Annotated in this window: 29 protein-coding genes; 14 read left to right on the forward strand and 15 right to left on the reverse strand. The window is 75.4% G+C overall.

Annotated features, from left to right (window positions below; all coding sequences use genetic code 11):
• Positions 1-73 precede the first annotated feature (73 nt).
• Complete coding sequence (locus CELF_RS18370) at positions 74-568, forward strand: hypothetical protein (RefSeq protein WP_013772764.1); 495 nt, start codon at positions 74-76, stop codon at positions 566-568.
• A 4-nt stretch (positions 569-572) separates the two neighbouring features.
• Here the strand turns inward: CELF_RS18370 and CELF_RS18375 are convergent, their stop codons facing one another.
• Positions 573-947, reverse strand: coding sequence for a glyoxalase superfamily protein (locus tag CELF_RS18375; RefSeq protein WP_013772765.1), 375 nt, complete (start codon positions 945-947; stop codon positions 573-575).
• Between the two features lie 122 nt (positions 948-1069).
• On the opposite strand from CELF_RS18375, the gene CELF_RS18380 reads away from it, so the two are divergent.
• Together CELF_RS18380 and CELF_RS18385 are read left to right on the forward strand one after the other, a co-directional pair.
• Positions 1070-2305 (forward strand): saccharopine dehydrogenase family protein, encoded by a 1236-nt coding sequence (locus CELF_RS18380; RefSeq protein WP_013772766.1) that lies wholly within the window; start codon positions 1070-1072, stop codon positions 2303-2305.
• A gap of 72 nt (positions 2306-2377) precedes the next feature.
• On the forward strand, positions 2378-2728 hold the full coding sequence (locus CELF_RS18385) for a cupin domain-containing protein (protein WP_013772767.1): 351 nt from the start codon (positions 2378-2380) through the stop codon (positions 2726-2728).
• Positions 2729-2762: 34 nt separating this feature from the next.
• Here the strand turns inward: CELF_RS18385 and CELF_RS18390 are convergent, their stop codons facing one another.
• Positions 2763-3596 carry a TetR/AcrR family transcriptional regulator gene (locus CELF_RS18390; protein ID WP_169317642.1) on the reverse strand — a complete coding sequence of 278 codons (834 nt, stop codon included), beginning with the start codon at positions 3594-3596 and terminating at the stop codon, positions 2763-2765.
• 49 nt (positions 3597-3645) lie between these two features.
• Here CELF_RS18390 and CELF_RS19780 point away from each other — a divergent pair, with 49 nt between their 5' ends.
• Positions 3646-4107 carry a hypothetical protein gene (locus CELF_RS19780; RefSeq protein ID WP_013772769.1) on the forward strand — a complete coding sequence of 154 codons (462 nt, stop codon included), beginning with the start codon at positions 3646-3648 and terminating at the stop codon, positions 4105-4107.
• Positions 4108-4112: 5 nt separating this feature from the next.
• Entirely contained in the window at positions 4113-4592 is a 480-nt protein-coding gene (locus CELF_RS18400) for a flavodoxin family protein (RefSeq protein ID WP_013772770.1), read from the forward strand.
• Between the two features lie 2 nt (positions 4593-4594).
• Here CELF_RS18400 and CELF_RS18405 read toward each other — a convergent pair whose 3' ends face one another.
• Both CELF_RS18405 and CELF_RS18410 read right to left on the reverse strand, forming a co-directional pair.
• Entirely contained in the window at positions 4595-4783 is a 189-nt protein-coding gene (locus CELF_RS18405; protein ID WP_013772771.1) for a hypothetical protein, read from the reverse strand.
• Positions 4784-4849: 66 nt separating this feature from the next.
• Positions 4850-5629, reverse strand: a complete 780-nt coding sequence (locus CELF_RS18410; protein ID WP_013772772.1) for an SDR family oxidoreductase — start codon at positions 5627-5629, stop codon at positions 4850-4852.
• Between the two features lie 132 nt (positions 5630-5761).
• Between CELF_RS18410 and CELF_RS18415 the strand changes: the two genes are divergently transcribed.
• Both CELF_RS18415 and CELF_RS18420 read left to right on the forward strand, forming a co-directional pair.
• Entirely contained in the window at positions 5762-7246 is a 1485-nt protein-coding gene (locus CELF_RS18415; protein ID WP_013772773.1) for a glycoside hydrolase family 43 protein, read from the forward strand.
• Positions 7247-7309: 63 nt separating this feature from the next.
• A complete protein-coding gene (locus CELF_RS18420) occupies positions 7310-7642 on the forward strand; it encodes a YnfA family protein (protein WP_013772774.1) in 333 nt (110 codons plus the stop codon).
• 21 nt (positions 7643-7663) lie between these two features.
• Here the strand turns inward: CELF_RS18420 and CELF_RS18425 are convergent, their stop codons facing one another.
• Entirely contained in the window at positions 7664-8332 is a 669-nt protein-coding gene (locus tag CELF_RS18425; protein ID WP_013772775.1) for an arsenate reductase/protein-tyrosine-phosphatase family protein, read from the reverse strand.
• Positions 8333-8457: 125 nt separating this feature from the next.
• Here CELF_RS18425 and CELF_RS18430 point away from each other — a divergent pair, with 125 nt between their 5' ends.
• Positions 8458-8883 carry an arsenate reductase ArsC gene (locus tag CELF_RS18430; protein ID WP_013772776.1) on the forward strand — a complete coding sequence of 142 codons (426 nt, stop codon included), beginning with the start codon at positions 8458-8460 and terminating at the stop codon, positions 8881-8883.
• Positions 8884-8933: 50 nt separating this feature from the next.
• Here the strand turns inward: CELF_RS18430 and CELF_RS18435 are convergent, their stop codons facing one another.
• Complete coding sequence (locus tag CELF_RS18435) at positions 8934-9176, reverse strand: hypothetical protein (protein ID WP_013772777.1); 243 nt, start codon at positions 9174-9176, stop codon at positions 8934-8936.
• 5 nt (positions 9177-9181) lie between these two features.
• Positions 9182-9928, reverse strand: coding sequence for an arsenite methyltransferase (gene arsM / locus CELF_RS18440; RefSeq protein ID WP_013772778.1), 747 nt, complete (start codon positions 9926-9928; stop codon positions 9182-9184).
• A gap of 104 nt (positions 9929-10032) precedes the next feature.
• On the opposite strand from arsM, the gene CELF_RS18445 reads away from it, so the two are divergent.
• Both CELF_RS18445 and CELF_RS18450 read left to right on the forward strand, forming a co-directional pair.
• Entirely contained in the window at positions 10033-10404 is a 372-nt protein-coding gene (locus CELF_RS18445) for an ArsR/SmtB family transcription factor (protein WP_013772779.1), read from the forward strand.
• Entirely contained in the window at positions 10401-10904 is a 504-nt protein-coding gene (locus CELF_RS18450) for a GNAT family N-acetyltransferase (protein WP_013772780.1), read from the forward strand. The genes CELF_RS18445 and CELF_RS18450 overlap by 4 nt, the downstream gene beginning before the upstream one ends.
• Positions 10905-10924: 20 nt before the next feature.
• On the opposite strand, the gene CELF_RS18455 is transcribed toward CELF_RS18450, so the two are convergent.
• Positions 10925-11560 carry a YitT family protein gene (locus CELF_RS18455; RefSeq protein WP_013772781.1) on the reverse strand — a complete coding sequence of 212 codons (636 nt, stop codon included), beginning with the start codon at positions 11558-11560 and terminating at the stop codon, positions 10925-10927.
• Positions 11561-11683: 123 nt separating this feature from the next.
• Between CELF_RS18455 and CELF_RS18460 the strand changes: the two genes are divergently transcribed.
• A complete protein-coding gene (locus CELF_RS18460; protein WP_126297907.1) occupies positions 11684-13561 on the forward strand; it encodes a lipase family protein in 1878 nt (625 codons plus the stop codon).
• A 19-nt stretch (positions 13562-13580) separates the two neighbouring features.
• Here the strand turns inward: CELF_RS18460 and CELF_RS18465 are convergent, their stop codons facing one another.
• Together CELF_RS18465 and CELF_RS18470 are read right to left on the reverse strand one after the other, a co-directional pair.
• Complete coding sequence (locus tag CELF_RS18465) at positions 13581-16853, reverse strand: sensor domain-containing protein (RefSeq protein ID WP_126297909.1); 3273 nt, start codon at positions 16851-16853, stop codon at positions 13581-13583.
• A gap of 193 nt (positions 16854-17046) precedes the next feature.
• A complete protein-coding gene (locus CELF_RS18470) occupies positions 17047-17745 on the reverse strand; it encodes a hypothetical protein (protein WP_013772784.1) in 699 nt (232 codons plus the stop codon).
• A gap of 95 nt (positions 17746-17840) precedes the next feature.
• Here CELF_RS18470 and CELF_RS19785 point away from each other — a divergent pair, with 95 nt between their 5' ends.
• Entirely contained in the window at positions 17841-18041 is a 201-nt protein-coding gene (locus CELF_RS19785) for a hypothetical protein (protein ID WP_013772785.1), read from the forward strand.
• Here CELF_RS19785 and CELF_RS18475 read toward each other — a convergent pair.
• From CELF_RS18475 to CELF_RS18490, 4 genes are all read right to left on the reverse strand, one after another.
• Positions 18035-18703 carry a class I SAM-dependent methyltransferase gene (locus CELF_RS18475; RefSeq protein WP_232014272.1) on the reverse strand — a complete coding sequence of 223 codons (669 nt, stop codon included), beginning with the start codon at positions 18701-18703 and terminating at the stop codon, positions 18035-18037. The genes CELF_RS19785 and CELF_RS18475 overlap by 7 nt on opposite strands.
• Positions 18704-18806: 103 nt before the next feature.
• On the reverse strand, positions 18807-19511 hold the full coding sequence (locus CELF_RS21280) for a hypothetical protein (protein WP_013772787.1): 705 nt from the start codon (positions 19509-19511) through the stop codon (positions 18807-18809).
• Positions 19512-19586: 75 nt separating this feature from the next.
• Positions 19587-19832 (reverse strand): DUF6480 family protein, encoded by a 246-nt coding sequence (locus tag CELF_RS18485; protein WP_013772788.1) that lies wholly within the window; start codon positions 19830-19832, stop codon positions 19587-19589.
• Between the two features lie 113 nt (positions 19833-19945).
• The gene (locus CELF_RS18490) at positions 19946-21268 is read right to left on the reverse strand and encodes an FAD-binding oxidoreductase (protein ID WP_013772789.1); all 1323 of its coding nucleotides are present in this window, start codon (positions 21266-21268) and stop codon (positions 19946-19948) included.
• Between the two features lie 269 nt (positions 21269-21537).
• On the opposite strand from CELF_RS18490, the gene CELF_RS20105 reads away from it, so the two are divergent.
• Positions 21538-22122 (forward strand): RNA polymerase sigma factor, encoded by a 585-nt coding sequence (locus CELF_RS20105; RefSeq protein ID WP_126297911.1) that lies wholly within the window; start codon positions 21538-21540, stop codon positions 22120-22122.
• On the forward strand, positions 22119-22901 hold the full coding sequence (locus CELF_RS18495) for a hypothetical protein (protein WP_013772791.1): 783 nt from the start codon (positions 22119-22121) through the stop codon (positions 22899-22901). Before CELF_RS20105 ends, CELF_RS18495 begins: the two co-directional genes overlap by 4 nt.
• A gap of 334 nt (positions 22902-23235) precedes the next feature.
• Here the strand turns inward: CELF_RS18495 and CELF_RS18500 are convergent, their stop codons facing one another.
• Positions 23236-23625 (reverse strand): heavy metal-responsive transcriptional regulator, encoded by a 390-nt coding sequence (locus CELF_RS18500; protein ID WP_013772792.1) that lies wholly within the window; start codon positions 23623-23625, stop codon positions 23236-23238.
• Positions 23626-23711 lie beyond the last annotated feature (86 nt).

Genomic DNA, 23711 nt, shown 5'->3' on the forward strand with positions numbered 1-23711 from the left:
CTCTGCACGGGGCCGCGCTAGCGTCCCCGTGGCCGCGCCGACCCCGCCGGCCGGCACCCACGGAGGCCCCGCGATGAGCTCGTTCGTCCTGCCCGCCGACCACATCGACTACGTGGTCACGGCCGCCTGCCGGTACGTCCCCGAGCACCCCGACGTCTCCGGCCGCGACCCGCAGGACCTCGGACGGACGCTGTGGCGCGAGAACATGGGCGAGCGCATCGAGGACGTCGACCTCGACTGGATGGACGACGACGAGCGCGAGGAGTTCGAGGAGGACCGCGACGCGCTGCGGGCCGCGCTCGCCGCCTACACGTACCGCCCGGTCGCCGACGTCGAGCCGCTGCAGACCGTCTGGGCCGCCCGGTGCTGGCAGTACCAGCGCGGTCGCGAGGGCTTCCACGACGTCCCCGGCTCGTGGCGGCTCGCGGACGCGGTCGTCGCCGCGGCGCTCGCACAGCTCCCGGCGTCGGCGTTCCGGGACGCCGACGCCGACCGGAGCTCCGAGGGTCTGCGCGACCTCGACCCGGCCGTCACCGCCTGGGTGTGGACGCGCGCCCGGGAGGCGTGAACCGTCAGGCGGAGCGGTCCGGGAGCTCCTGCACGGCCCACTCGTTGCCGTCCGGGTCGGAGAACCCCGTGAACCGGCCCCACGGGAAGTCCTGGACGGGCGGCGCGTCGACCCCGTGCTCGACGAGGAACGCGCGGGCCGCGTCGGCGTCGTCGACGACCACCTGCAGGCCCTTCACCGACCCGGGTGCGGCGTCGGTCAGCCCGAGCCCGACGGCGATCGAGCACGCCGAGCCGGGCGGGGTGAGCTGGACGAACCGCAGGTCCGGCGACACGACGTTGTCGAAGTCGACCGCGAAGCCGACCTGGTCCGCGTAGAACGCCTTGGCCCGGTCCACGTCGCTGACCGGGACGATCACGAGCTCGAGCCTGAAGTCCATCGTCGACCCCCTCGACGGGCCGCCGACCCGACGCCGGCGGCGGACCTCCATCGTGCCGCCGACCACCCACACGGCCCGAGGCCCACCGCGCGGGCGCGCCACCGACGCGGGAGCATCGGGCGATGACGACGCGCACGCACGACCTCGTGCTGTTCGGGGCGACCGGCTTCGTCGGCGCGCTGGTCGCCGAGCACGTCGCGCAGCACGCTCCGCCGGGCCTGCGGGTCGCGCTCGCGGGCCGGTCGCGGTCACGCCTGGCCGAGCTGCGTGACCGGCTGCCCGCCGGCGCGGCCGACTGGCCGCTCGTCGTCGCGGACGCCGCCGACGAGACCGGGCTCGCCGCCCTGGCCGCCGACGCCCGGGTGGTCGTGTCGACGGTCGGCCCGTACGCGGAGCACGGCCTGCCGCTCGCCGCGGCCTGCGCCCGTGCGGGCACGCACTACGCGGACCTCACGGGCGAGGTGCCGTTCGTGCGCCGCGTCGCGGACGATCTCGACGACGTCGCACGAGCATCCGGTGCGCGCCTGGTGCACGCGTGCGGCTACGACTCGGTGCCGTCAGACCTCGCGGTGCTGCTGCTGCACCGTGCGGCCGCGGCCGACGACGCGGGCGACCTGCGCGACGTCCGCCTGCTGGCCCGCGCACGCGGGGGCGTCAGCGGCGGGACCGTCGCGTCGATGCGTGGCATCGCGGTCGCCGCGGCCGGCTCGCGCGACGTCCGACGCCTGCTCGCCGACCCGTTCGCGCTGAGCCCCGACCGCACCGCCGAGCCCGCACCGCCGCAGCCCGCCGACGCACCGCCACCCCGCCGCCTGGCAGACGGCACCTGGACCGCACCGTTCCTCATGGCGTCGTTCAACTCCCGCGTCGTGCGGCGCAGCAACGCCCTGCAGGGCTGGGCCTACGGCCGCGGCCTGCGGTACGGCGAGGCGATGGGCGTCGGTCGTGGTCCGCGCGCCGCGGTCGCGGCGGTCGCGGTGACGGCCGGGCTGGGCGGCGGCGCCGCGGCCCTCGCGTTCCCGCCCACGCGCGCCGTGCTCGACCGCTGGCTCCCCGGCCCGGGCGAGGGGCCCGACGCACGCACCCGCGAGCGCGGCTGGTTCCGCATGGACGCGGTGGCGACCACGACGAGCGGGCGCCGCTACCGCGCACAGGCGTCGGGCCCGGGCGACCCCGGGTACGCGGCGACCGCGGTCATGCTCGGGCAGACGGCCCTCGCGCTCACGCTCGACGAGGACCGTCTGCCCGACCGCGCGGGCTCGCTCACGCCCGCGGCGGGGATGGGCGACGTGCTGGTCGACCGCCTGCGCGCCGCGGGGCACACCTACGCGGCGGCCGGGGCCGCGGGTCAGGCGTAGGGCTGGAGGCGGTCCGTCCCGAGCGGTCACCGACGCCCGCAGCCTCGTGCCGCGCGGTGGCATCATCGACCGATGAGCGAACCGCCGGTCGTGCGCACGACCCTGAGCACCTTCACGCTCGACGGGGCCCCGAGCTTCGCCTCGGTCGAGGTGCGCCGCATCACGATCGCGCCCGACGTCCACCCGGGTGCGCACTGGCACAACGGCCCGGTGTTCGGCGTCGTCGAGTCGGGGTCCGTGCACTTCCAGGTCGGGCACGACGCCCCGTCCGTCCTGCGTGCCGGCGACACCTTCTACGAGCCGGGCCACGCGACGATCGCCCGGTTCGACGCGACGGAGGAGGGTGTCACCTTCCTCGCGTGGTTCCCGGTGCCCGCCGGCACTGAGCCGGAGCTGACCCTGGGTGCGCTGCCGGAACGGTAGCTCCCGGGCGTGCGGGCGCCCGGCGCGGCCCCCGTCACCGGCGCAGGCTGCGGGCCGTGCGCTCGAGTTCGTAGGAGGCGGCGATGGCGGCATCCACGCGCTCGGGTCCCCACGACACCGCCGGGTCGGGCTCGAGGAACGCGAGGATCGTCGCGACGACCGAGTACGACTCGGTGGTCCACGACGACGCGACGGCCGAGCCGAAGGCCCTCATGGTGGTCGGCGCGCGGGGCGGGAGGATCGCGGCGCGGCCGACGAGGCCGGCCATGAGCGCGCCGGTGGTCTCGGCCATGAGCGTGAAACCGTCGTCCCCGAGCCACGGGACGAGCCGGTAGCCGAGCATGCGTGGCAGCGCCCCGTAGACGGCCGCGCGCCGCTCGGTGAACGCGCGCTCGGCGGCGGCGAGCTCCGCGGCGACGGCGTCGCGCAGGTCGCCCGCGGGCAGGCTCGCGCACGTGGCGCGCAGCGCGAGGTGGTCGCGCCAGACCGGTGACGTCGCGAGGCGGCGGAAGTCGGAGTCGGTGGAGATGCGCAGGCCCTCGACGACGACGGTCCGCCACCCCTCGGGGGTCGCGAGCCGGTCGCGGTGCTCGGTGACGAGCCCGCGGATCGCGGCGATGTCCTCGTCGCTCTCGGGCTCGAGGCGTGCGGCCTGGACGATGCGCAGGAGCACCTGGCGCAGGAAGTCGGTCTTGCTCGGCCAGCGGCGGTAGGCGGTCGCGCGGGAGACGCCGGACGCGGCGATGGCCTCCTCGAGGCTGATCCGGTCGAGCCCGACGGTGAGGCCGCGCTCGCGGGCGAGGCCGACGGCGGCGGCGACCACGCGTTCCGCGGCGTCGGTCGGGGGGCGTTGACGCTCGTCGGGCACGGTCCTAGTCTGCATGAGACATCATGTCTCAACCACTTGCGAGGGTGCCATGCCCGCCCACGTCGTCCTCGGCTCCGCGACGCTGCTCGTCGCCGCGGTCGCCGCCCTCGTCGCGCTCGTCCACGCCCTCGTCCCCGCGAGCCGCCGCGCGCTGCGCTGGCCCACGCTCGCTCTGGTCGTCGTCGCGCTCGCCGGTGCGCTCGCCACCTCCGAGGCCGGCGCGACGCTCCTCGACGCGGTGCAGGCCACCGGCTCGGCCGAGGAGGTCGCCGCCGCGCAGACCCACGCCAAGGGAAGCGACACGCTCGCGACCGCGCTGTTCCTGCTCGTCGTCGCCGTGCTCTCCACGACCTGGGGAGCGCTGCGCCCGGGCCGCACCGCCTGGACCGTCGGCGCACGCGTCGGCGCGTCCGCCGTCGCCCTCACCGCCGTCGGCACCCTCGCCGGCGTCGTCCTCGTCCTCGGGCAGGCCCTCGCGGCCGTCGCCGCCGGCCACCCCACCTGGAGCTGATCACCGTGCCCACCGTCGTCGTCGTCGCCGAGTCCTGCTTCGGCAACACCCAGCAGGTCGCCCGCGCCATCGCCGAGCGGATCGCCGGCGCCGGCGCGACCGTCGACGTCGTCGCGGCCGCCGACGCCCCGGCCCGCCTGCGCGCCGACCTCGTGCTCGTCGGCGTGCCGACCCACAACATGGGGCTGCCGTCCGCCGCGTCGCGCGCCCAGGCCGCCGGCCGCGGCGCGGGGCCCGCCCAGCCCGGCGTGCGGGAGTGGGCCGAGCGCGTCGAGGCCGTCGACGGGCGCGTCGTCACGTTCGCGACGCGCACCAAGGGACCGTTCTCCGGGTCCGGCAGCAAGGCCGCCGCCGCGCACCTGCGCCGGAACGGCGTCGCCGCCGAGCGCGGCCAGGACTTCGTCGTCACCGGCGTCGGCGGTCCGCTCGCGCCGGGTGAGCTCGACCGCGCCGGCGACTGGGGGGCCTCGCTCGTCGGCGCCTGACGTCAGCCGCCGTAGAAGCTCTTCAGCAGCTCGTAGGCGACGATCGCCGGCCACACGATCGCCTTGGGGATCGCCAGGACGAAGTCCCAGAACCCCTCACCGGCCGAGAAGTAGTAGACCGCCGCGCCGATGAGGCCGAGGCCGTACACGGCCCCACCCCCGGCGCCGCCCGCGTCCGAGCCCTTCGCCATGTCGCACCCCTGTTCTCCGGCTGCTCGACGCCACGGTCCACCTGCGGCGACGCACCGGTCAAGGGGTCAGACGACGAGGGACTGCCCGCCGTCGACGAAGATCTCCGTCCCGGTGACGTGGCTCGCGTCGTCGGACACGAGGAACGCGATCGCGTCGGCCACCTGCGACGCCCGCCCCGGCTCCGCACCGGTCAGCGGGATCTGCCCGTCCGGGTACTCGACCCGCACGCCCAGGCCCTCGGTGTGCCGCTGCTCGGTGTTGTCGTCGATCTCCGTCTCGATCGCCCCCGGGCAGACCACGTTGACCCGGACGCCGCGCGGCGCGAGCTCGACCGCGACCATGCGCGCGAACGCGACCTGCCCCGCCTTGCTCGTCGCGTACGCCGACGCCCCCGAGTTGCTGAACGTGCGCGTGCCGTTGATCGACGACACCACGACGACCGCCCCGCCCTGCCGCACGAGCAACGGAACGGCGTACCGGACCGTGAGGAACGTCCCCGTGAGGTTCGTGCCGATCGTCGACGCCCACTCGGCGGGCTCGATCTCGTCGATCGGCGCCCACACGCCGTTGACGCCCGCGTTCGCCACGACGACGTCCAGCCGGCCCAGCTCCTCCTCGACCTGCCACAGCACGTCCCGCACCGCGTCCGCGTCGCCGACGTCCGCCGCGAGGGGCAGGGCCGTGCCGCCGTCCCGGCGGATCTCCGCCGCCACGTCGTCCGCGCTGTCCTGGCTGTGCCCGAGCGGCACGACCGTCGCGCCCTCGTGGGCGAGCCGCACCGCCGCGGCACGCCCGATGCCCGACCCGGCGCCCGTCACGAGCGCGACCTTCCCCGTCAGCGTCATCGCCGCTCCCATGCCCGTCGCCCGGCGCCCCGGCGCGACCGCCTCCGGATCGCGCGCCGTCCGGTCCGCCCGACGCTAACCGCACGCCCGCTCCCCCGCCCGGCGAGCCGGGCGCTGTGGCAGGCTCGCCGGGTGTCGACGACGACCCCGCCCGTGACCCTGACGCTCCCCACCCGCCCGGTCCTCGCAGGCTTCCACCCCGACCCGACCGTGTGCCGCGTCGGCGACACCTACTACCTGGCGTGCTCGAGCTTCGAGTACGCGCCCGGCGTGCCCCTGTTCCGGTCCCGCGACCTCGTGACGTGGGAGCTCGTCGGCCACGCGCTCGACCGCCCGTCGCAGCTGCGCCTCGACGGCGTCGCCCCGTCGGGGGGCGTCTACGCGCCGACCCTGCGGCACCACGACGGGCGGTTCTGGCTCGTCACCACGAACGTGTCCGACGGTCCCGGGCACCTGGTCGTCACCGCGACCGACCCCGCGGGCCCCTGGTCCGAGCCCGTGCACGTGCGCGCCGCGACGGGGATCGACCCGGACCTCGCGTGGGACGAGGACGGCACCTGCTACCTCACGTGGTCCGACGGCGGCATCGTCCAGGCCGTGCTCGACCCGACCACGGGCGAGCTGCTCGGCGAGCCGCAGAAGGTGTGGGGCGGGGCGGGCGGCAAGGACGTCGAGTCCCCACACCTCTACCGCGTCGACGGCACCTGGTACCTGCTCGTCGCCGAGGGCGGCACCGCCGCCGGGCACGCCGCCGCGGTCGCCCGCGGCCCGTCGCCGTCCGGCCCGTTCGAGAGCAACCCCGCGAACCCCGTGCTGACCGCGCGCGGTACCGCGTCCGTCGTGCAGAACACCGGCCACGCCGACCTCGTGCAGCGCCCCGACGGCACCTGGGCCGCGGTGTTCCTCGGCGTCCGCACCGCCGGGTACTTCCCGTCCTGGCACGTGCTGGGCCGCGAGACGTTCGCGACCGAGATCCGCTGGGTCGACGGGTGGCCGCAGGTGGGCGCGCCCGTCGAGCCGTCCGGCCCGGACACGGGGGCGACGCAGACGCTCGGCACCGACGCGCTCCCGGGTGACTGGGTGGGCGCCGGCGTGTTCCCCGCCGACGTGCTGCGCCGGTCCGACGACGCGTGGGTCCTCGCCGCGCGGCCCGACGAGCGCACCTTCGTCGGCCGCCGCCAGCAGCACCGGTCGTTCGTCGCGACCGCGGTGCTCACGGCCGACGACCCGGGCGCCGTCGGCGGGCTCGAGCTGCGGATCGACCCCACGCACGCCGTCACCGCCGAGGTCACGGGCGGGCACGTGCGAGCCGTCGCGCGCGTCGGCCCGCTCGTCCAGGTGCTCGGCGAGGCCGACCTTCCGACCGGCGCCGCCGTGGTCGTCGAGGCCCGGCCGTCGGCCGCCGCCTGGTACAGCCACGAGCGCGGGCCCGACGAGGTCGTCGTCGCCGTCGACGGCGCGCACGGGCGGGTCGAGCTCGGCAGCCTCGACGGCCGGTACCTGTCCACGGAGGTCGCGGGGGGCTTCACGGGCCGCCTGGTCGGGCTCGTGGCGTCGGCGGGAGAGGTCGCCGTCCACGCGTTCACCTACACGGGAGCGGCGGGACGCGCGTCCTAGCCGGGCTGCCGCAGCCCCGCACCGGCCTGCGGCGGCCGCGGCGTCCGCCGTCACACTGGCGTCATGACGCTCCTGCGCTCCCTGCTGCTGTTCGCCGCCGCTGCCGTGGCCGAGATCGGCGGGGCGTGGCTCGTCTGGCAGGGGGTGCGCGAGCACCGCGGCGTGCTGTGGATCGGTGCGGGGGTCGTGGCGCTCGGGCTGTACGGGTTCGTCGCGACGCTCCAGCCCGACGCGCACTTCGGGCGCATCCTCGCCGCGTACGGCGGCATCTTCGTGGCCGGGTCGCTCGCGTGGGGCGTCGTGGTCGACGGGTTCCGGCCGGACCGGTGGGACCTCGTCGGCGCCGCGGTCTGCCTCGTGGGCGTCGCCGTGATCATGTACGCGCCGCGGACCTGACCCGGCGGGCAGCAGGTGGGGTCAGGCGACGAGCCGCGGGGCGAGCAGCGCGACGCGCCGGTCGAGTGCGACGACCGCGCGGTCGAACGCGTCGTCCGTGCCTGCCCGGACCGGGTCCGGGATCGACCAGTGCACGTCGGCGTCGACGTCGACCTCCTCGTGCGCCCGGTCGCACACGGTGACGACGAGGTCGCCGTCCTGCCGCACGTCGTCGAGCAGGCGGGGTCGCGCGTCGCCGAGCGTCAGGTCGTGCCGCGCCGCGGCGGCGACGGCACCGGGGTGGACGGCCGGTGCGGGGTGGGTGCCGGCGGAGGCGGCCGGGACGTCGCTCGCGCTGCGCCAGAGGGCGACCGCGAGGTGCGAGCGCGCGGAGTTCGCGGTGCAGACGAACAGCACGCGTGCGGGGCGCGGCAGGGCGCCCGGGCCGGTGCCGAGGTCGACCGGGAGGAGGCGCAGGTAGGTGCGGCGGCCGTCCCCCTCCGAGCGGGTGCGTTCGACGAGCCCGTGCTCGACGAGGACGTTGACGTGGTGCGCGAGCAGGTTGGACGGCACCGCGAGCGTGCGGGCGAGCTCCGAGGGCGAGGCGTCGCCGCGGGACAGCAGCTCGACGACGGCGAGGCGGCCGGGGTCGGACAGCGCGGCGTGCAGCGCGGCACGGCGCGCCACCTCGTCCATCCACTCGGTGTTCATTGAGTCAATGTTGACTGAGCAACTGGCGGATGGTCAAGATGGCCCCACGACCGACGCGGTGCCCGTCACCGCGCGCCACCCGACCGACCGCCGCGCCCGCCCCGCGCGGGACCCGAGGAGCCACGATGACCAGCACGACCGACAAGCCCAGCGTCCTGTTCGTCTGCGTGCACAACGCGGGCCGGTCGCAGATGGCCGCGGGATTCCTCACCGCGCTGTCCGGCGGGGCCGTCGAGGTCCGCTCCGCGGGCTCCGCGCCTGCCGACCGGGTCAACCCCGTCGCGGTCGAGGCCATGGCCGAGGTCGGGGTCGACATCACCGCCGAGCAGCCGAAGGTCCTGACCACCGAGGCCGTCCAGGCCTCCGACGTCGTCGTGACGATGGGCTGCGGCGACGCCTGCCCGTTCTTCCCCGGCAAGCGCTACGAGGACTGGGTGCTCGAGGACCCGGCCGGGCAGGGCATCGATGCCGTCCGCCCGATCCGCGACGAGATCCGCACCCGCGTGCTCGGGCTGCTCGACGAGCTCGGCGTCCCTGCCGCCGCGCTCTGACCGCGCGGCGACGGGGCCCGGCACCCCTCCGCGCCGGGCCCCGTCGTGCGTCACACCGCGGGGCAGCAGGCGGCCGCGGGACCGAAGCCGGCGGGACGCGCCGTCGCCGCGCGGACCCGGCCCGGCACACCTGCCGCCGCGGCGGCGACGCGGTGCCAGGCGGCGGCGACCGGGCGTCGCGTGCTCCCGGTGACGGCGCCGGACCGTTCGCGGTGCGCGAGGGCCCACGCGAGCCGGGCCTCCAGCTCCCGCTCGCGCTGGCGGTGCAGCTCCAGGTACGTCTCGGGGTACATGACGGTCAGACCTCCTGCGGCTTGCGGGCGCGCACGACGGCACCGTGCATGCCGTCGGCGACCTGGTGGGTGAACGTGACGTCGGTGTCGACGAACCCGACGGCGGCGAGGCCGTCGAGGTACTCCTGCCGGGAGAGCGCACCGGCGATGCAGCCGACGTAGGAGCCGCGCTCGGCGCGCTGCTCGGGCGTCAGGTGGTCCTCCGCGACGACGTCGGAGATGCCGACGCGGCCGCCGGGGACGAGCACGCGGAACACCTCGGACAGGACCGCGGACTTGTCGGGCGAGAGGTTCACGACGCAGTTCGAGATGACGACGTCGACGGACCCGTCGTCGAGCGGCAGGTCCTCGATGGTGCCCTTGTGGAAAGCCACGTTGGTCGCGCCGGCCTTCTCGGCGTTGGCGCGGGCGAGGTCGAGCATCTCGTCCGTCATGTCGACGCCGTGCGCGAAGCCGGTGGGGCCGACGCGCTTGGCCGACAGCAGGACGTCGATGCCGCCGCCGGACCCGAGGTCGAGCACCCGCTCGCCCTCGCGGAGCTCGGCGACGGCGAGCGGGTTGCCGCAGCCGAGGGAGACGAGCTGCGCCTCGAGCGGGACGTCGACGAGGTCCTTCGCGTCGTAGAGCGCGGCGCCGAAGATCTCCGCCTCGCTCGTGGGCGTGCAGCCGCCGCCGCAACAGCCCGCGTCGCCGCCGACCTGCGTGGCGGCCAGCGCGTACCGCTCCCGGACCTGCTCCCGGATGTCGCTCATGATCCCTCCAACACATCGAAGTTTGTCGATGCGCCGACTCTGCACCCATCGATCGATCATTGTCAATATCGACGGCCGTCGATCTTCGGGCGTACACTGCCGTCATGGCTCTCGACCTGCTCCCCGTGGTGGCCGCACCCGCCCCGGCGTGCTGCACGCCCCTGACGTCGCCGGCGATCAGCGACGACGACGCGCAGCAGCTCGCCCGCACGCTCAAGGCGCTCGCCGACCCGACGCGCCTGCGCCTGCTGTCCCTCATCGCCGCGCACGCGGGTGGCGAGGCGTGCGTCTGCGACCTCACCGAGCCTGTGGGCCTCAGCCAGCCGACCGTCTCCCACCACCTCAAGCAGCTCACCGAGGCCGGCCTCCTCACGCGCGAGAAGCGCGGTGTGTGGGCCTACTTCACGATCGTCCCCGGCGCCGTCGAGGCCGTCACCGCGCACCTCGGCACGCACCTGCGGGTCGGCGCCGCGTGACGGCGACCGTCCCCCTGCGGGCCGAGCACTGGCCCGACGTCGCGCGCATCTACGCCGCGGGCATCGCCACCGGCCACGCGACCTTCGCCGCCGACGTGCCGACCTGGGAGGCGTTCGACGCGGGCAGGCTCGCCGACCACCGGTTCGTCGCGCTCGCCGACGACGGCACCGTGCTCGGGTGGGTCGCCGCGTCGCCCGTGTCCGACCGGTGCGTCTACTCCGGCGTCGTCGAGCACTCCGTGTACGTCGACGACGCCGCCCGTGGCCGCGGCGTGGGGCGGGCGCTGCTCGACGCGCTCCTGGCCAGCACCGACGCCGCCGGCGTGTGGACGGTCCAGTCCGGCGTCTTCCCGGAGAACGCCGCCAGCCTCGCCCTGCACGCCGCCGCCGGGTTCCGCGCCGTCGGCACGCGCGAACGCCTCGGCCGCATGACGCACGGACCGCTCGCCGGCCAGTGGCGTGACGTGGTCCTCCTCGAGCGCCGGTCGCCCGCCGTCTGACGGGCGGCGCGCCTGAGCGCTCAGAACCCGGTGTAGCGGCCCGGCCGGTGGTTGAGCGTCACGATGAGGCTCAGGACGACGGCGCCCGCCGCCGACACGAGCACCTGCAACGGCGGCGCGACCGTGAACGCCGCCAGGACGACGAGCGTGTCGAGCACCATGAGCACGTACCCCGCGCGGATCCCCGCCCGCTCCTGCAGCATCACGGCGAGGATCGAGAACCCGCCGACGCTCGACCGGTGCCGGAACACCACCAGCAGGCCCGTCCCGCACAGCACGTTGCCGACCACCGCGGCGAACAGCGGGTCGACCGACGCGACGTCGAGCAGCCGACCCGTCACCGCGGTCGCGGCCGACACCAGGCCGACGGTCAGCACGCTGCGCAGCGTGAACGACCACCCCGACCGGCGCACCGCGAGCAGGAAGAACGGCACGTTCGCGGCGAAGAACAGCACGCCGAGCGGCAGGTCGACGACGTGCGTGAGCAGCAGCGCCGCGCCCGCGATGCCGCCCGTCACGAGCTCGCCGGTGCGCAGCAGCGACATCCCGACGGCGACGAGGATCACGCCCGTCAGCAGCCCGATCACGTCGTCCGCGAGGCTGTGCGGGACGCCGGCGGGGCGCGTCGCCTCGTCGGTGGTGCTCACGGTCGTCACGGGTCGCCCCCTCGGTCAGGGGCCACGCCGCCCAGCGCTGCGCGCCCCGCCGACCGGGCCGCCGGACCATTGTGACCGGTGGGGGGCGGCGACGGGCGGGACCTGCGGCGCTACGGTGCCGACATGGACGCCGGACACGCCGCCGACCAGCACGGACGCGCGCCGGACGAGGCGCCGGACGAGGCGCAGGCCACACCGCCCGTGACCGCGCCGCCCGTGACCGCCTCGCGCGCGACGCCGGGGCGCCGGTGGGCGTCGGTCGTCGGGGGTGCCGTCGTCGCCGCGCTGGGCGCCGTGCTCGCCCTGCGACCCTTCTCGTCGCTCGCCGTGCTCGTCGCCGTCGTCGTCACCGGTCTGGTCGTGGCCGGCGTCGTGGACCTCGTCGCGTCGTCGCGGGCCGCCCGCGGCACGCCCGCCGGCACGCCCGCCGCCGGCGCACGGCTCCGGCCCGTGCGCGGCCTGCTGTTCCTCGCGACGGCGGCCGTCGTGCTCGCCTGGCCGGAGGTCACGGTGCGGGTCCTGGCGCTCGTGCTCGCGGGCGCGCTCGTCGCGGACGGCGCGCTCGACCTGCTCGCGGCGCGTGCGGCGCGCGGGTCGGCGCGCGCCGAGGCCGTGCTCGGGGGCGTCGCGGGACTGCTCGTCGGCGTGCTCGCGTTCGCGTGGCCGGACGTCACGGTGCTCGTCGTCGCCGTGCTGTTCGGCGCGCGGCTCGTGCTGCTCGGCGTCCGGGCGGTCGTCGCCGGGGTGCGCGGGAGCACCGACCCGCTGCTGCGACCCGTCCGCTCGGAGCCGCGCGGCGGCTGGCGGCGGGTGTCGGGCGCCGCCGCGGGGGCGGCCCTCGCGCTCGCCCTCGCGCTCGTCAGCGTCGGGATCCACCGCGCGGCGCCCACGCCCGACGCCTTCTACGACCCGCCCGCCGACGTGCCCGCCGAACCGGGCCGGCTGCTGCGCAGCGAGCCGTTCACCAGCGCCGAGATCCCGTCGGGCGCGGACGCGTGGCGCATCCTCTACACGACCACGCGCGACGAGGACGTGCCCGCCGTGGCGAGCGGGCTCGTCGTCGTGCCGACCCACGCGGACGGGCCGGTGCCGGTCGTCGCGTGGGCGCACGGCACGACGGGTACCGCGTCCGGGTGCGCGCCGAGCGTGCTCGACGACGGCCTCGCCGCCGGGGCGATGTTCGTGCAGGACGACGTCCTCGCCGCGGGGTGGGCGCTCGTCGCGACCGACTACGTGGGCCTGGGCACCGAGGGACCGCACCCGTACCTGGTCGGGCAGGCCGAGGGCCGCTCGGTGCTCGACGCCGTGCGCGCTGCCCGCGAGCTCGACGTCGGCCTCGCCGACCGGACCGTCGTCTGGGGGCACTCGCAGGGCGGCCACGCGGCGCTCTGGACCGGGGTGCTCGCACCGGGCTACGCCCCGGACGTGCCGCTCGACGGGGTCGCCGCGCTCGCCCCCGCCGCGGACCTGCCCGCGCTCGTCGAGAACCTCGCGACCGTCCCCGGCGGGGCGATGTTCGCGGCCTACGCGATCGACGCGTACACCACCCTCTACCCGGACGTCGCGTTCGAGGAGTACGTCCGCCCCGGCGCGCGCCTGCTCGTCCGCGAGACCGCGAGCCGCTGCCTCGCCGAGCCCGGCGTCGTCGTCTCCCTCGGGACGTCCCTCGTGCTGGACAAGCCCCTGTGGCACGGCGACCCGACCCGCGGCGCGTTCCAGGAACGCCTGCTGGAGAACGTGCCGTCGGGCCCCGTCGACGCGCCCGTGCTCGTCGCGCAGGGCGCAGCCGACGGCCTCGTCCTGCCCGCCGCGCAGGCCGGCTACGTGCGGGCCCGGTGCGCCGCCGGGTACGCCGTCGACTACCGCCTGTACGACGGCCGCACCCACGTCGCGCTCGTCGAGGCGGACTCCCCGCTCGTCCCCGACCTGCTCGCCTGGACCACGGACCGGTTCGCCGACGACCCCGCCGCCGACACGTGCGCGTCGGTCCCCGGCCGCTGATCCCCAGGGCGGCGCGCCGTCAGGACGGCGGCGGCGTGACGCAGGCCTGGTCGTGCAGGAGCCGGTCGACGACGTCCGGGCCCGCCGGGCGGGCCAGCAGGAATCCCTGCAGGACGTCCGCGCCCAGGTCGACGATCATGTCGCGCTGCTGCGGCGTCTCCACGCCCTCGGCCACCACGGTCAGGTCGAGCGCCCGCCCGAAGTTCACGACTCCCGCCGCGACCGCGGTGCCCGTGCTGTCGACGCCGAGCGACGCCACGTAGCTCGCGTCGACCTTGAGGCACGACACCGGCAGGCGCCGCAGGTAGTCCAGGCCCGCGTAGCCGGTGCCGAAGTCGTCGATGGCCAGCCGGACCCCGAGGCCGGGGAGCGCGTGCAGGTCCGCGAGCGTCGAGTGCGCGCTGCTGAGCGCCTGCCGCTCGGTGAGCTCGACGCAGAGCTTCTCCGGCGGCAGGCCCGTCTCGGCGAGCACGTCGGCGAGCCGCGCGGAGAACTCGTGGCGGCCGAGCTGGCGGGACGAGACGTTCACCCAGATCTCGGGGCACCGCGGCCCGTACGCCCGGTGCCACCCCGCGGCCTGCGCGCACGCGGCACGCAGCACCCACAGACCGAGGGGCACCATCAGGTCGCGGTCCTCGGCGACGTCGAGGAAGTCCCCGGGGCTGAGCCGGCCCCGCGCGGGGTGCTCCCAGCGGATGAGGGCCTCGACGGCCACGAGCTGCCCGGTCCGGGCGTCGAAGCACGGCTGGTAGTCGAGCAGCAGCTGGTCGTCGCCCCGCCGGAACGGCTGGCCGGTCGGCGGGAGCGACGGGTGGCTCTGCAGGTCGAGGGCCGACCGCAGGTCCGACTCGAGCTCGAGCTGGCGGACCGCGCGCACCTGCGTGTGCGGGTCGGCGAACTCGTACCGCGAACGGCCGTTGGCCTTCGCGCGGTACATCGCGATGTCGGCGGCGCGCAGCAGGTCCTCGGACCGGTCGTGGCCCGACGTGGAGTGCGCGATGCCGATGCTCGCCGACACCGTCACCATGCGTCCGGCGATCGGCACCTGCACGGCGAGCGCCTGCGTGATGCGGTGCGTGACCGCACCGACGTCCTCCAGGCTCGTGAGGTCCTCGCAGATGACGACGAACTCGTCGCCGCCGAGGCGCGCGGCCGTGTCCGTCTCCCGCATGACCGTGGTCAGCCGCCGCCCGATGTGGACGAGCAGCTCGTCACCCGCGGCGTGCCCGAGCGAGTCGTTGACGTCCTTGAAGTTGTCGAGGTCGAGGTAGAGCACCGCGACCGTCGTGCCGTCCCGCCCGGCGCGCGCGAGCGCCCGGTCGAGACGCTCCGTGAGCAGCGCGCGGTTCGGCAGGCTGGTCAGGGAGTCGTGCAGCGCGTTGTGCGTGAGCTCGGCCTCGGCTCGCCTGCGCTCCGTGATGTCCGCGAACTGGCCGATGAGGTAGTCCGGGGCGCCGTCGCCGTCCCGGACGAGTGCGAGGTTCATCTGCACCCACACGTCGTCGCCCGCCCCGCTCGTGTACCGGTGCTCGAGCCGTTCGCTGCTCACCGTGCCGTCGACGAGGATGTCGAGCGCGTCGAGCAGGTCCGGCAGCGACTCGGGGTGCACGAGCGCCGTGAGGTCGACGCCGAGCAGCTCGACCTCGTCGAACCCGAGGATCTCGCACAGGGCCCGGTTCACACGCAGGACCCGCCCGACGGCACCCGGCCGCGCGTCGAGCAGCGCCACACCCACCGGGGCGTTGTCGAACGCCAGCCGGAACCGCTCCTCGCTGCGCGCGAGCTCGGCCTCACGGGCGATCGACGCCGTGCGGTCGGTCGCGACGATGATGAGGCCCGTCGGGCCGGCAGGTCCGCGACGGACCGTGACCGACACCAGCACCGCACGGTCCTCACCGGACTTCGTCCGGTAGATCCAGGGGTGCGTCGTGGCGACCCCGGACCCCACGAGCTCCCGGACACGCGCCTCGAGCGGCGCCTCGGGATCGAGGCCCCAGTCCGTGCTCAGGTCCGCCGCGGGACTGTCGAACCGTGCGGCGGGCCCGCCCAGCACCTCCTGCGCGGACCAGCCCAGCAGCCGCTCGGCCCCGGCGCTGTAGAGCTCGACGTTGCCGTCCAGGTCCGTCGCGATGATCGCCTGCTCGGTGGCCGCGCTGAGGATCCCGGCGATCAGGTCGTGCGAGGCGCGCAGGTCGTCCAGGGTGCGCCGGGACTGCGTGACGTCCCGGACCGAGGCCACCACGCCCGGCCCGTCGGCCAGGTCGACGGCCGCGAGGCTGACCTCGACGGGGACCTCGGCACCCCCCTTCGTCCGGGCCGCGATCCCCGGACCGGTCGACATGGGCTGGGCGTGCGCCGCCGCGGTGTACCTCTTCCGCAACCAGTCGTGGCTGTGGGCGCGGGAGACGGGGACGAGGGTCTCGACGGGCAGCCCGACGAGCTCCTCGGGCGTGTACCCGAAGAGGACCTCGGCCTGCCGGTTGACCTCACGGATGGTGCCGCTGCGGTCGCACACCAGGATCGCGTCGGGCATCGCCGCGACGAGGGCGCACGCGCTCTGCGCACGTGCCGCCTGCTCGCGCGCCGTCTGACGAGCCTGCGTGTCGTCGAGCGCGACGAGCAGCAGGCGCAGCGGCGAGCCGTCGGGCGCGCGCTCGACGGTGGCGGACGCCCGCACCGCCCGCGTCCCGTCCGGCGTGCGCAGCTCGAGCGCCAGGTCGGCCGTGTCGAGGCGACCGTCCGCGAGCGCCGCGACGACGTCCCGGACCTGCGCCCGCTCGCGCGCCGTCACGAGGTGCACGAGCGCCCTCCCGACGAGCGGAGCACCACCGGCGAGCGACGACATCGCCGGGTTGGCGGCCACGACGACCCCGGCGGGATCGGCCTGCAGGACACCCGCCCCCGAGAGCGCGAAGGCCGCGACGGCGTCCGGCACCGCACCGTCGCCGTCTGCGTCGGGCACGAGCAGCACCGCGACGTAGCCGGCCAGGGCGGGCAGCGCGGCGACCAGCGCCTCCGGCGGATGCTCGGGCAGCCGCACGGTCAGCGCACCCAGGACGCTCCCGTCCGCCGCACGCAAGGGCACGCCCGCGACCGCGTGACCCGCCCGGTCCCGGCGGCGCGACGACAGCCCGACGGAGATCCCGCCGCTCGTCACCAGCGCCGCGGCGTCCTCGAGGGCGCTGTCGGACGGCTCCTGCCCCGAGTACGCCAGAAGACGCCCGTCCGGCACGACGAAGACGGCTGCGGTGGTCGCACCGAGCGAACCCACCAGCACGTCGAGCAGGGGCACGACCCCCCGCGACACGGCACCCCGTCGCGGATGCTCTCGGGCGTCCAGGTCAGCCACCCGTCCTCACCCCCCCAAGTGAGCACGAGGGCGTCCGTGGCCTGGCGCCCGCGACGATCGTCTCCGCACCCGTAGCCCCGCGCAACCACGTGCCGGGTGAAAGGACCCGCGCGCACGGGCGCGAGGCAGACCCGCGTCAGCAGCCCGCGGCGTCGAACCCGCAGAGCTGCTCCCAGGCCTGCGGCGCCAGCCCGGTCACCGTCGCCCGTGCGGCGCCGACGGTCCCCTCTCCGCCGTCGAGCGCGACGAGCGTCACCGCCGTGCCGCGACGCGTGATCGCGACGTAGGTGCCCATCGCCTGGTCGAGCGGTGCCGACGCCGACGCCCCGTAGTAGTCCGTCGCCAGTCCGATCCCCTGCGCCCCCACCGCGAGAGGCTCGACCACGTACAGGGTCGGCGGCTCGCCGGTGCAGTCGCCGAGCGCGGTCGCCAGCCGGTCCGCCTCCGCGACCGCGGTGTCCGCGTCCGGCAGCACCGCGACCTGCTGCACGCCCACCGACGACTCGAACTCACCGGTGCCGTGCGTGACCGTGCGCATGGCGAGCGCCTCCGTCGGCGTCCCTGCCGCGCAGGCCATCGGCAGCCGCCACTCGACGACGCCGTCCTTGTCCTGCCGCGGCGCCTCGGCACCGACCGCCGTCCACGCGGCCTCCGTGAGCATCACCTCCGGCGCGACGTCCGTCGCGACGGTCGAGGCCGCGGTCGGGGTCGGCGCGCCGGACGACGCGGGGGCCGCCGGGGTGCTCGGTCCGGCCGTGCCCGGTCGATCCGTCGCGCACCCCGCGAGGGCGAGCACGCACAGGGCAACCGTCGAGGTCAGCAACGTCGTCCGCATGGCGTCCACCCTGGCAGAGGGCGACGGCGCACACCGCTGCGACCAGTCACGTCGAACGGGCCCCGGGGACACCCGCCGTCTGCCACTCTGCACAGATGCAGGGTTTCCGGCTCGGTCTCGTGGTCGCAGCGCTCGTCGTCGGAGGGGGCGCGGCCGTGCTGCAGAACTGGTGGACCGCGGCGGGCATGGTGTGCGTCCTCGTCGGAGAGGCTCTCGCCGCGCGCAACGCCCGCCGACGTGCCGCTTCCGCACTCGTCCCGACGCCCCCCGGCGAGCCGGCGACGCCCGATCAGTGAGCCGACGCCGTCGGGCGTCGGCCTCGGCCTCCGTCGCCGACCCCCAGCTCCGCGATGAGCACCCGGTCGTAGCCGTCCGTCCACGCCGCGTGCCGCAGCACCCGTAGCCCGCTCGCCGCCACCGTCTCGCCGAGCGCCTCCGGCGTGCGGAACGGGTCGTGCACGACCGGGTACGGCGGTGCGGCTCCCGGCGCGAGCTCGCGGTGGTGCCGGGAGGGGTCGAGCTCGGCGAAGGTGGCGGTCAGGACGCGCCCACCCGGGCGCAGGACACGCACCCACTCCTCGACGACCCGCGCGGTGTCGGGGATGAGGTGCAGGCCCGTCACGCAGGTCAGCAGGTCGACCGAGCGGTCGGCGACGGGGAGCCGTCGGGCGTCGGCCTGGGTGAGCGTGGCGTCCGGCAACGTGGCTCGGGCGACCCCGAGCATCCCGGCGGAGACGTCGACGCCCGCGAGGCGGAGCGCGGGCCCGCCGGGCAGGTCGCGCAGCGCACGCAGCACGAGGCCGGTTCCCGTCGCGACGTCGAGCACCGTGGTGACGCCGACGAGGTCCGCGAACTCCGCCACCGCGCGGGCGAGGCCCTGGTGCATCGCGCTGCCGTCGTACGAGGGCGCCCTCCCGTCGAAACGGTCCCGGACTGCCCGCACCACCTCGTCGCTCACGCGTCGACCGTAGTGCGCCGGGCCCGTGGGACGGCCGGCTCTCGGTGACGCCCCCGGGCGCAGCAGCCCCGGAGAGCGCCCTCGGCCGCACCGGGAGGTGCGGCTACGCCGCCGAGCCGCTCCACGTGGGCACCTGCTGCCGGGCACCCGAGCGGGCCGCGGAAGGGAGCGCTGCGTCCGGCTGCGCACGGCCCGACAGCCGCTGGCACGCGCCGACGGCGTCGGTGAGCATCGCGACGAGCGCATCGTCCGCGTGCGGCGCTGCGGCGACCGTCGCGACCGACACCTCGACGACCATGCGCGTCAGCCCGCGCGCGCGCCGCGGCACGCCCATCGCGCGGGTGAACCGCTCGGCCCAGGCGATGTCGCCGGGGCCTACGGGCGCGAGCAGCGCGGTGGTCTCCGGACGGCGCTGCGTCGGCAGCCGGGCGTCCGACGCGGCAAGCAGGCGGTCGAGCGTCAGCAGGGCGACGACCAGGTCGCGCACGTCCGACGGCTCCGCGTGGCGCAGCGCGTGCCGCACGGACACGTACGCGACCTCCAGCGCCCACTCGCGGTCGTCGCTGCGCAGCCCGACGAGCGTCGGCACGAGGTGCGCGAGGGCCGTCCGGGCGTCGTCGCTCACCCGGTCGTTGACCGACCGCGTGAGGTGGGCGAGGAGCGGGTGGGTGCACGCCGGGTGGTCGCTCCACCGCTCACCGGCGAGCAGGCTCGCCCACTCCATGGCACACCCGCCGTAGCGCGGGTGACGGTGACGTCCGGCGGACAGGACCGGCAGGGCGTCGGGGAACGGAGACGTGTCGGGCACGTCGATCACCTCCGACCGGGCGGGATCCCGTCAGTGTCCGTCCGCCCGCGACGCTCGGCAAGAGCCAGCCTGCGGTCAGTCGGCGAGGCCGACCGCGTACCCCACGAAGAACAGCCCGATGAGCACGACGAACGCGCCGATCACCGCGTACGCGATCCAGTTCGCGCGCGTCGACGCGGCACCCGGCTGCCGGTCCGACGCGCCGGACGTCGACGACTCCCCGGGCGGCGTGTCGCCGGGCGCGACACCACCACCGGGTTCGAGCCCCGGCGTCTGGTCGGGGTCGGGATCGGCGTTGCGGTACGGGTCTGTCGAGCTCATGCATCCCCCTCGTCGTCACCCCAGCGTGCGGGGCGCACCGTCGACCGGCAACCGGCGGCGCTCGGCGCCACGTCCGCCGGAGCGGCCGGGACGAGGGACGCGACGACGCGGCGTCAGGCCGGCGGGATGTTCTGGTTGAGCCGGAACACGTTCTCGGGGTCCCACGCGGCCTTGACCTGGCGCAGCCGCGTGTAGGCGCCGTCGCCGTACGCCCGCCGGACGCCCGCGACGCCCTCGTCGGCGAGCGCGTTGACGTAGACGCCCGTGCTCCACGGCTCGAGCCCCGACGCGAGCCGGCGGCACGACTCGACGTGGCGTGCGTCGTCCGCGGGGTCCTCCCAGCGGGCGCCCGCGTCGTACTCGAACTCGGCGTCGCGGTGCACGAACGCCGTCGCGTCCGGGTCGACGTCGGCGATCGCGCCGCCGTACGAGACGAGGCTCGCCGCGCCGACGCCCGCGTCGACGTGCGCGAGGAAGGCCTCGAGGCCCGCGTCGGGAAGGCCCCGCACGTAGTGGCTCTTCGCGTAGCGGCGGAAGCCGTGCGCCGTCGGGACGTCCGACTGGCTCTGGAGCTGCAGGTACGAGCGCGGCTCGACGCGTCGCGCGAGCGGCGCCCCGAGCCGGTCGAGCTCCGCGAGCAGCGCGTCGCTCCCGGCGGGTGCCCCGACCCAGACGAACCCGAGCGTCAGCGCACCGCCCGCCATGACCTGCGCGTACAGCGTGGCCTGCCGCGGCGCGTCCCACGCCCGGGCCAGCCAGGTCCGCAGCGGGTCGAGGGCGTGCTCCGGGTCGAGGTCCACCTCGGCGACGAGCGCCTGCGTGCCGACGTCGTGCAGCCGGAGGTGGAAGCGGGTGACGACGCCGAAGTTGCCACCCCCGCCCCGCAGCCCCCAGAACAGGTCGGGGTTCTCGTCGGCGGACGCCTGCACGAGCTCGCCGTCCGCGGTGACGACCTCGAACCCGATCATGTTGTCGCAGGTCAGGCCCGCCTGACGCGCCAGCCACCCCACGCCGCCGCCGAGCGCCAGGCCCCCGATGCCGGTGTGCGACACGATGCCCGCCGTGGTCGCAAGCCCGAACGGCTGCGTGGCCGCGTCGAGCGAGCCGAGCAGCGCACCACCCTGCACCTGCGCCGTGCGCGCGGCCGGGTCGACCATGACCTCGCGCATCCCGGACAGGTCGATCATGAGCCCGTCGTCGGGCACCGCCCACCCCGCGGCGCTGTGCCCGCCGCAGCGGATGCCGAGCGTCAGCCCGAGCTCGCGGGCGACGCGGACCGCGCGCCGGACGTCTTCCACGCCGGCGCACCGCACGACGTACCGGGGCCGGCGGTCGACCGTTCCGTTCCACACCGCGCGCGCCTCGTCGTACCCCGCGTCACCAGGGACCAGGACCTGGCCGTCGAAGTCGGCCGGCAGCACTCGAGCCTCGGGCATGGCACGACTCTGTCGACCGGGACGCGTCCTGCCAAGGGTGTGACCGCCACGGATCGCCCAGCGGCTGCCAGAGGCGACCAGCGCCCGGCGGCTCGCGGGCGCTCAACCGTGGCAGTCCGCCGACATGCAACGAACCCCGGAGAGCTGCCCTCGGGGGACGCGGCCGACCGTGGCCGCAGTCGCGGGCGCTGAAGGTCAGCGGAGGCGACGTAGGGGAGACTGATGCGCGCTTCCCCGTCACATCTCGCCGGGTGCGGACACTTCCTAGTGTGGACACAGACCCCCCGGACGGGACCGCCCAGTTCGAAGCCCAGCGCTTCGAGTCTCTGTGGCAGGCGAACGCTGGACGTGTTCACGCGTACGCGATGCGGCACGTCGATCCGCACACCGCTCAGGAAGTGGTAGCCGAGACGTTTCTCGTCGCGTGGCGCCGGCTAGCCGACGTACCTGGTGAACCCCTGCCATGGCTGCTCGTCGTAGCCAAGAACACCATCGCCAACCAGCGCCGGTCGCTGTACCGCAAGCGCGCAGTCGAACTCGAGCTCGCACGCATTGCCCACCTGGCCCCGCCAGCTGACGGGGCAGACGTCACGGCCGGCGAGCGGACGCGGGTGCTGACGGCGTTGGCGTACCTCGATGCTCGCGACCGAGAAGCGCTACTGCTGACCGCGTGGGACGGCTTGTCGGCCGCAGCTGCAGCCGAAGTTGCCGGTTGTTCGCCCGAGGCGTTCCGCGTCCGCCTTTCGCGAGCTCGGCGGCGACTCACGCAATCTGCGAACGATGACGAGCCCCCCGGACGGCCGACCGCTCGTTCCCTCGACCCCGCAGCCATCCCTTTCAGGAGTAGGCCATGACCAGACCTGACGCGTACGACGTCCTCGATGCGCTCGCTCCGGCCGCCACCCGGGCCGAGGACCTGTCGGCAGCGCGGGCGCTTCTCGATACCCGCATCGCCGACGAGGCAGGCACGGACGTCGACGTCGATCGCCGACGTCCGACGTGGCGATGGCTCGCACTCCCGGCAGCGGCTGCCGCTGCCGTGGCCATGGCCGTCACCGTGGTGCCCGGGATCGGTGCGACTGTGGCCTTCGCCAGCTGGACGGCGAGCCCGGAGCCCGTCACGCAGATCGACACGGCGCAGAGCGCCGCCCAGTGCCGACGCCTCATCGCCGGCTCCCGCGAGGGCGCCACGCTGGACGTCCAGAACGCGAGGACCGTCCTGGTTGAGCGCCGCGGAGACTGGACCTACGCGCTGCTGAGCAGCGAAGTGCCGGGACGAAGCATCGGATCGGTTCACGAGTGCCTCATGCCTGACAGTGCCGAGCTTGGTGGAGGCTCGGGCGGCACGGCGACCGCGGGCCGGGTGGTGCAGGTCCGCGCGACCGAGGCGGAGTGGAGCGGTGGACTTGGCCACGAAGGATGGCGATCCGCCTACGGCCACGTTGGCGCCGACGTCGATCGAGTCACCCTCACCCGGGCCGACGGAGTCGTCATCGAGACCACCGTCTCCGACGGCTACTTCGCGGCCTGGTGGCCCGTGCCCGCCGAGGCCGGCAGCGGGATCGAGAGCTTCACCATCACCTGGTACCTCAGCGACGGCAGCGAAGGCGGGCACCAAGACGTAACGCTGTAGCCCGGTGCGGCGCCGCCAGTTGGCCCAGCACGGCGGACACCCCCATACCCGGGCGGGATGCCGTTGTCGCGGCAGGTGACGCATAGCGATCGTCGGGCCAAGTCGCCGTCCATGAGCGCCGACGCCCGGGTCTTCGACGATCTTGCAGCTTGACAATTGCTTACCCGAAAACAGCACCCGAACCGAACCGACCGATACCCCCGCAGCAAACCGGTCGCCGAATGCGGTGGGTCAAGTCGGGCACCCCTCCTCGCGCGCCGATAACGATGGCGGTCTCAACCCGTCAACGCACCACCCTCGGCCTGCACCGTAGCCAGGTCCGCGACGCCGAGGCTCAGAGGTATCGGCAGACGGTTGAGGGGTTGCAGGTCTCGGGGTCTGCCTCGCTGGCGGAGTCGCGCAGCTCTGCGACGGTGAGGCGGAGCGCTTGGAGGTCTGCGATCTGGCGGTCGAGCTCGTGGACGCGCCGGTCGAGGAGCTCGTGGACGTGGTGGCAGGGCGCTGTGCCGGCGTCGCGGACCTGCAGGACTTCGCGGATCTGGGCAAGGGTCAGGCCGGCGGCTTGGCTGCGGCGGATGAAGTCCAGTCGGGCCACGGTCGTGGCGTCGTAGTCCCTGTAGCCGGCGGCGGTCCGCGCGGGTGCTGGGAGCAGTGCCACTGTCTCGTAGTAGCGCAGGGTCTTCGTCGTGGTCCCGCCCGCGCGAGCGAGCTCTCCGATGCGCATCGTCGGGTCCTTTCGCCGGTCGCCTTGACCTTCCAGTGTGGGGGAAGGTCCACCCTGGCGTAGCGACGTTCGGTGAGGAGAGAGTG

It is taken from the genome of Cellulomonas fimi ATCC 484, from assembly GCF_000212695.1.
Classification (GTDB): Bacteria; Actinomycetota; Actinomycetes; order Actinomycetales; family Cellulomonadaceae; genus Cellulomonas; species Cellulomonas fimi.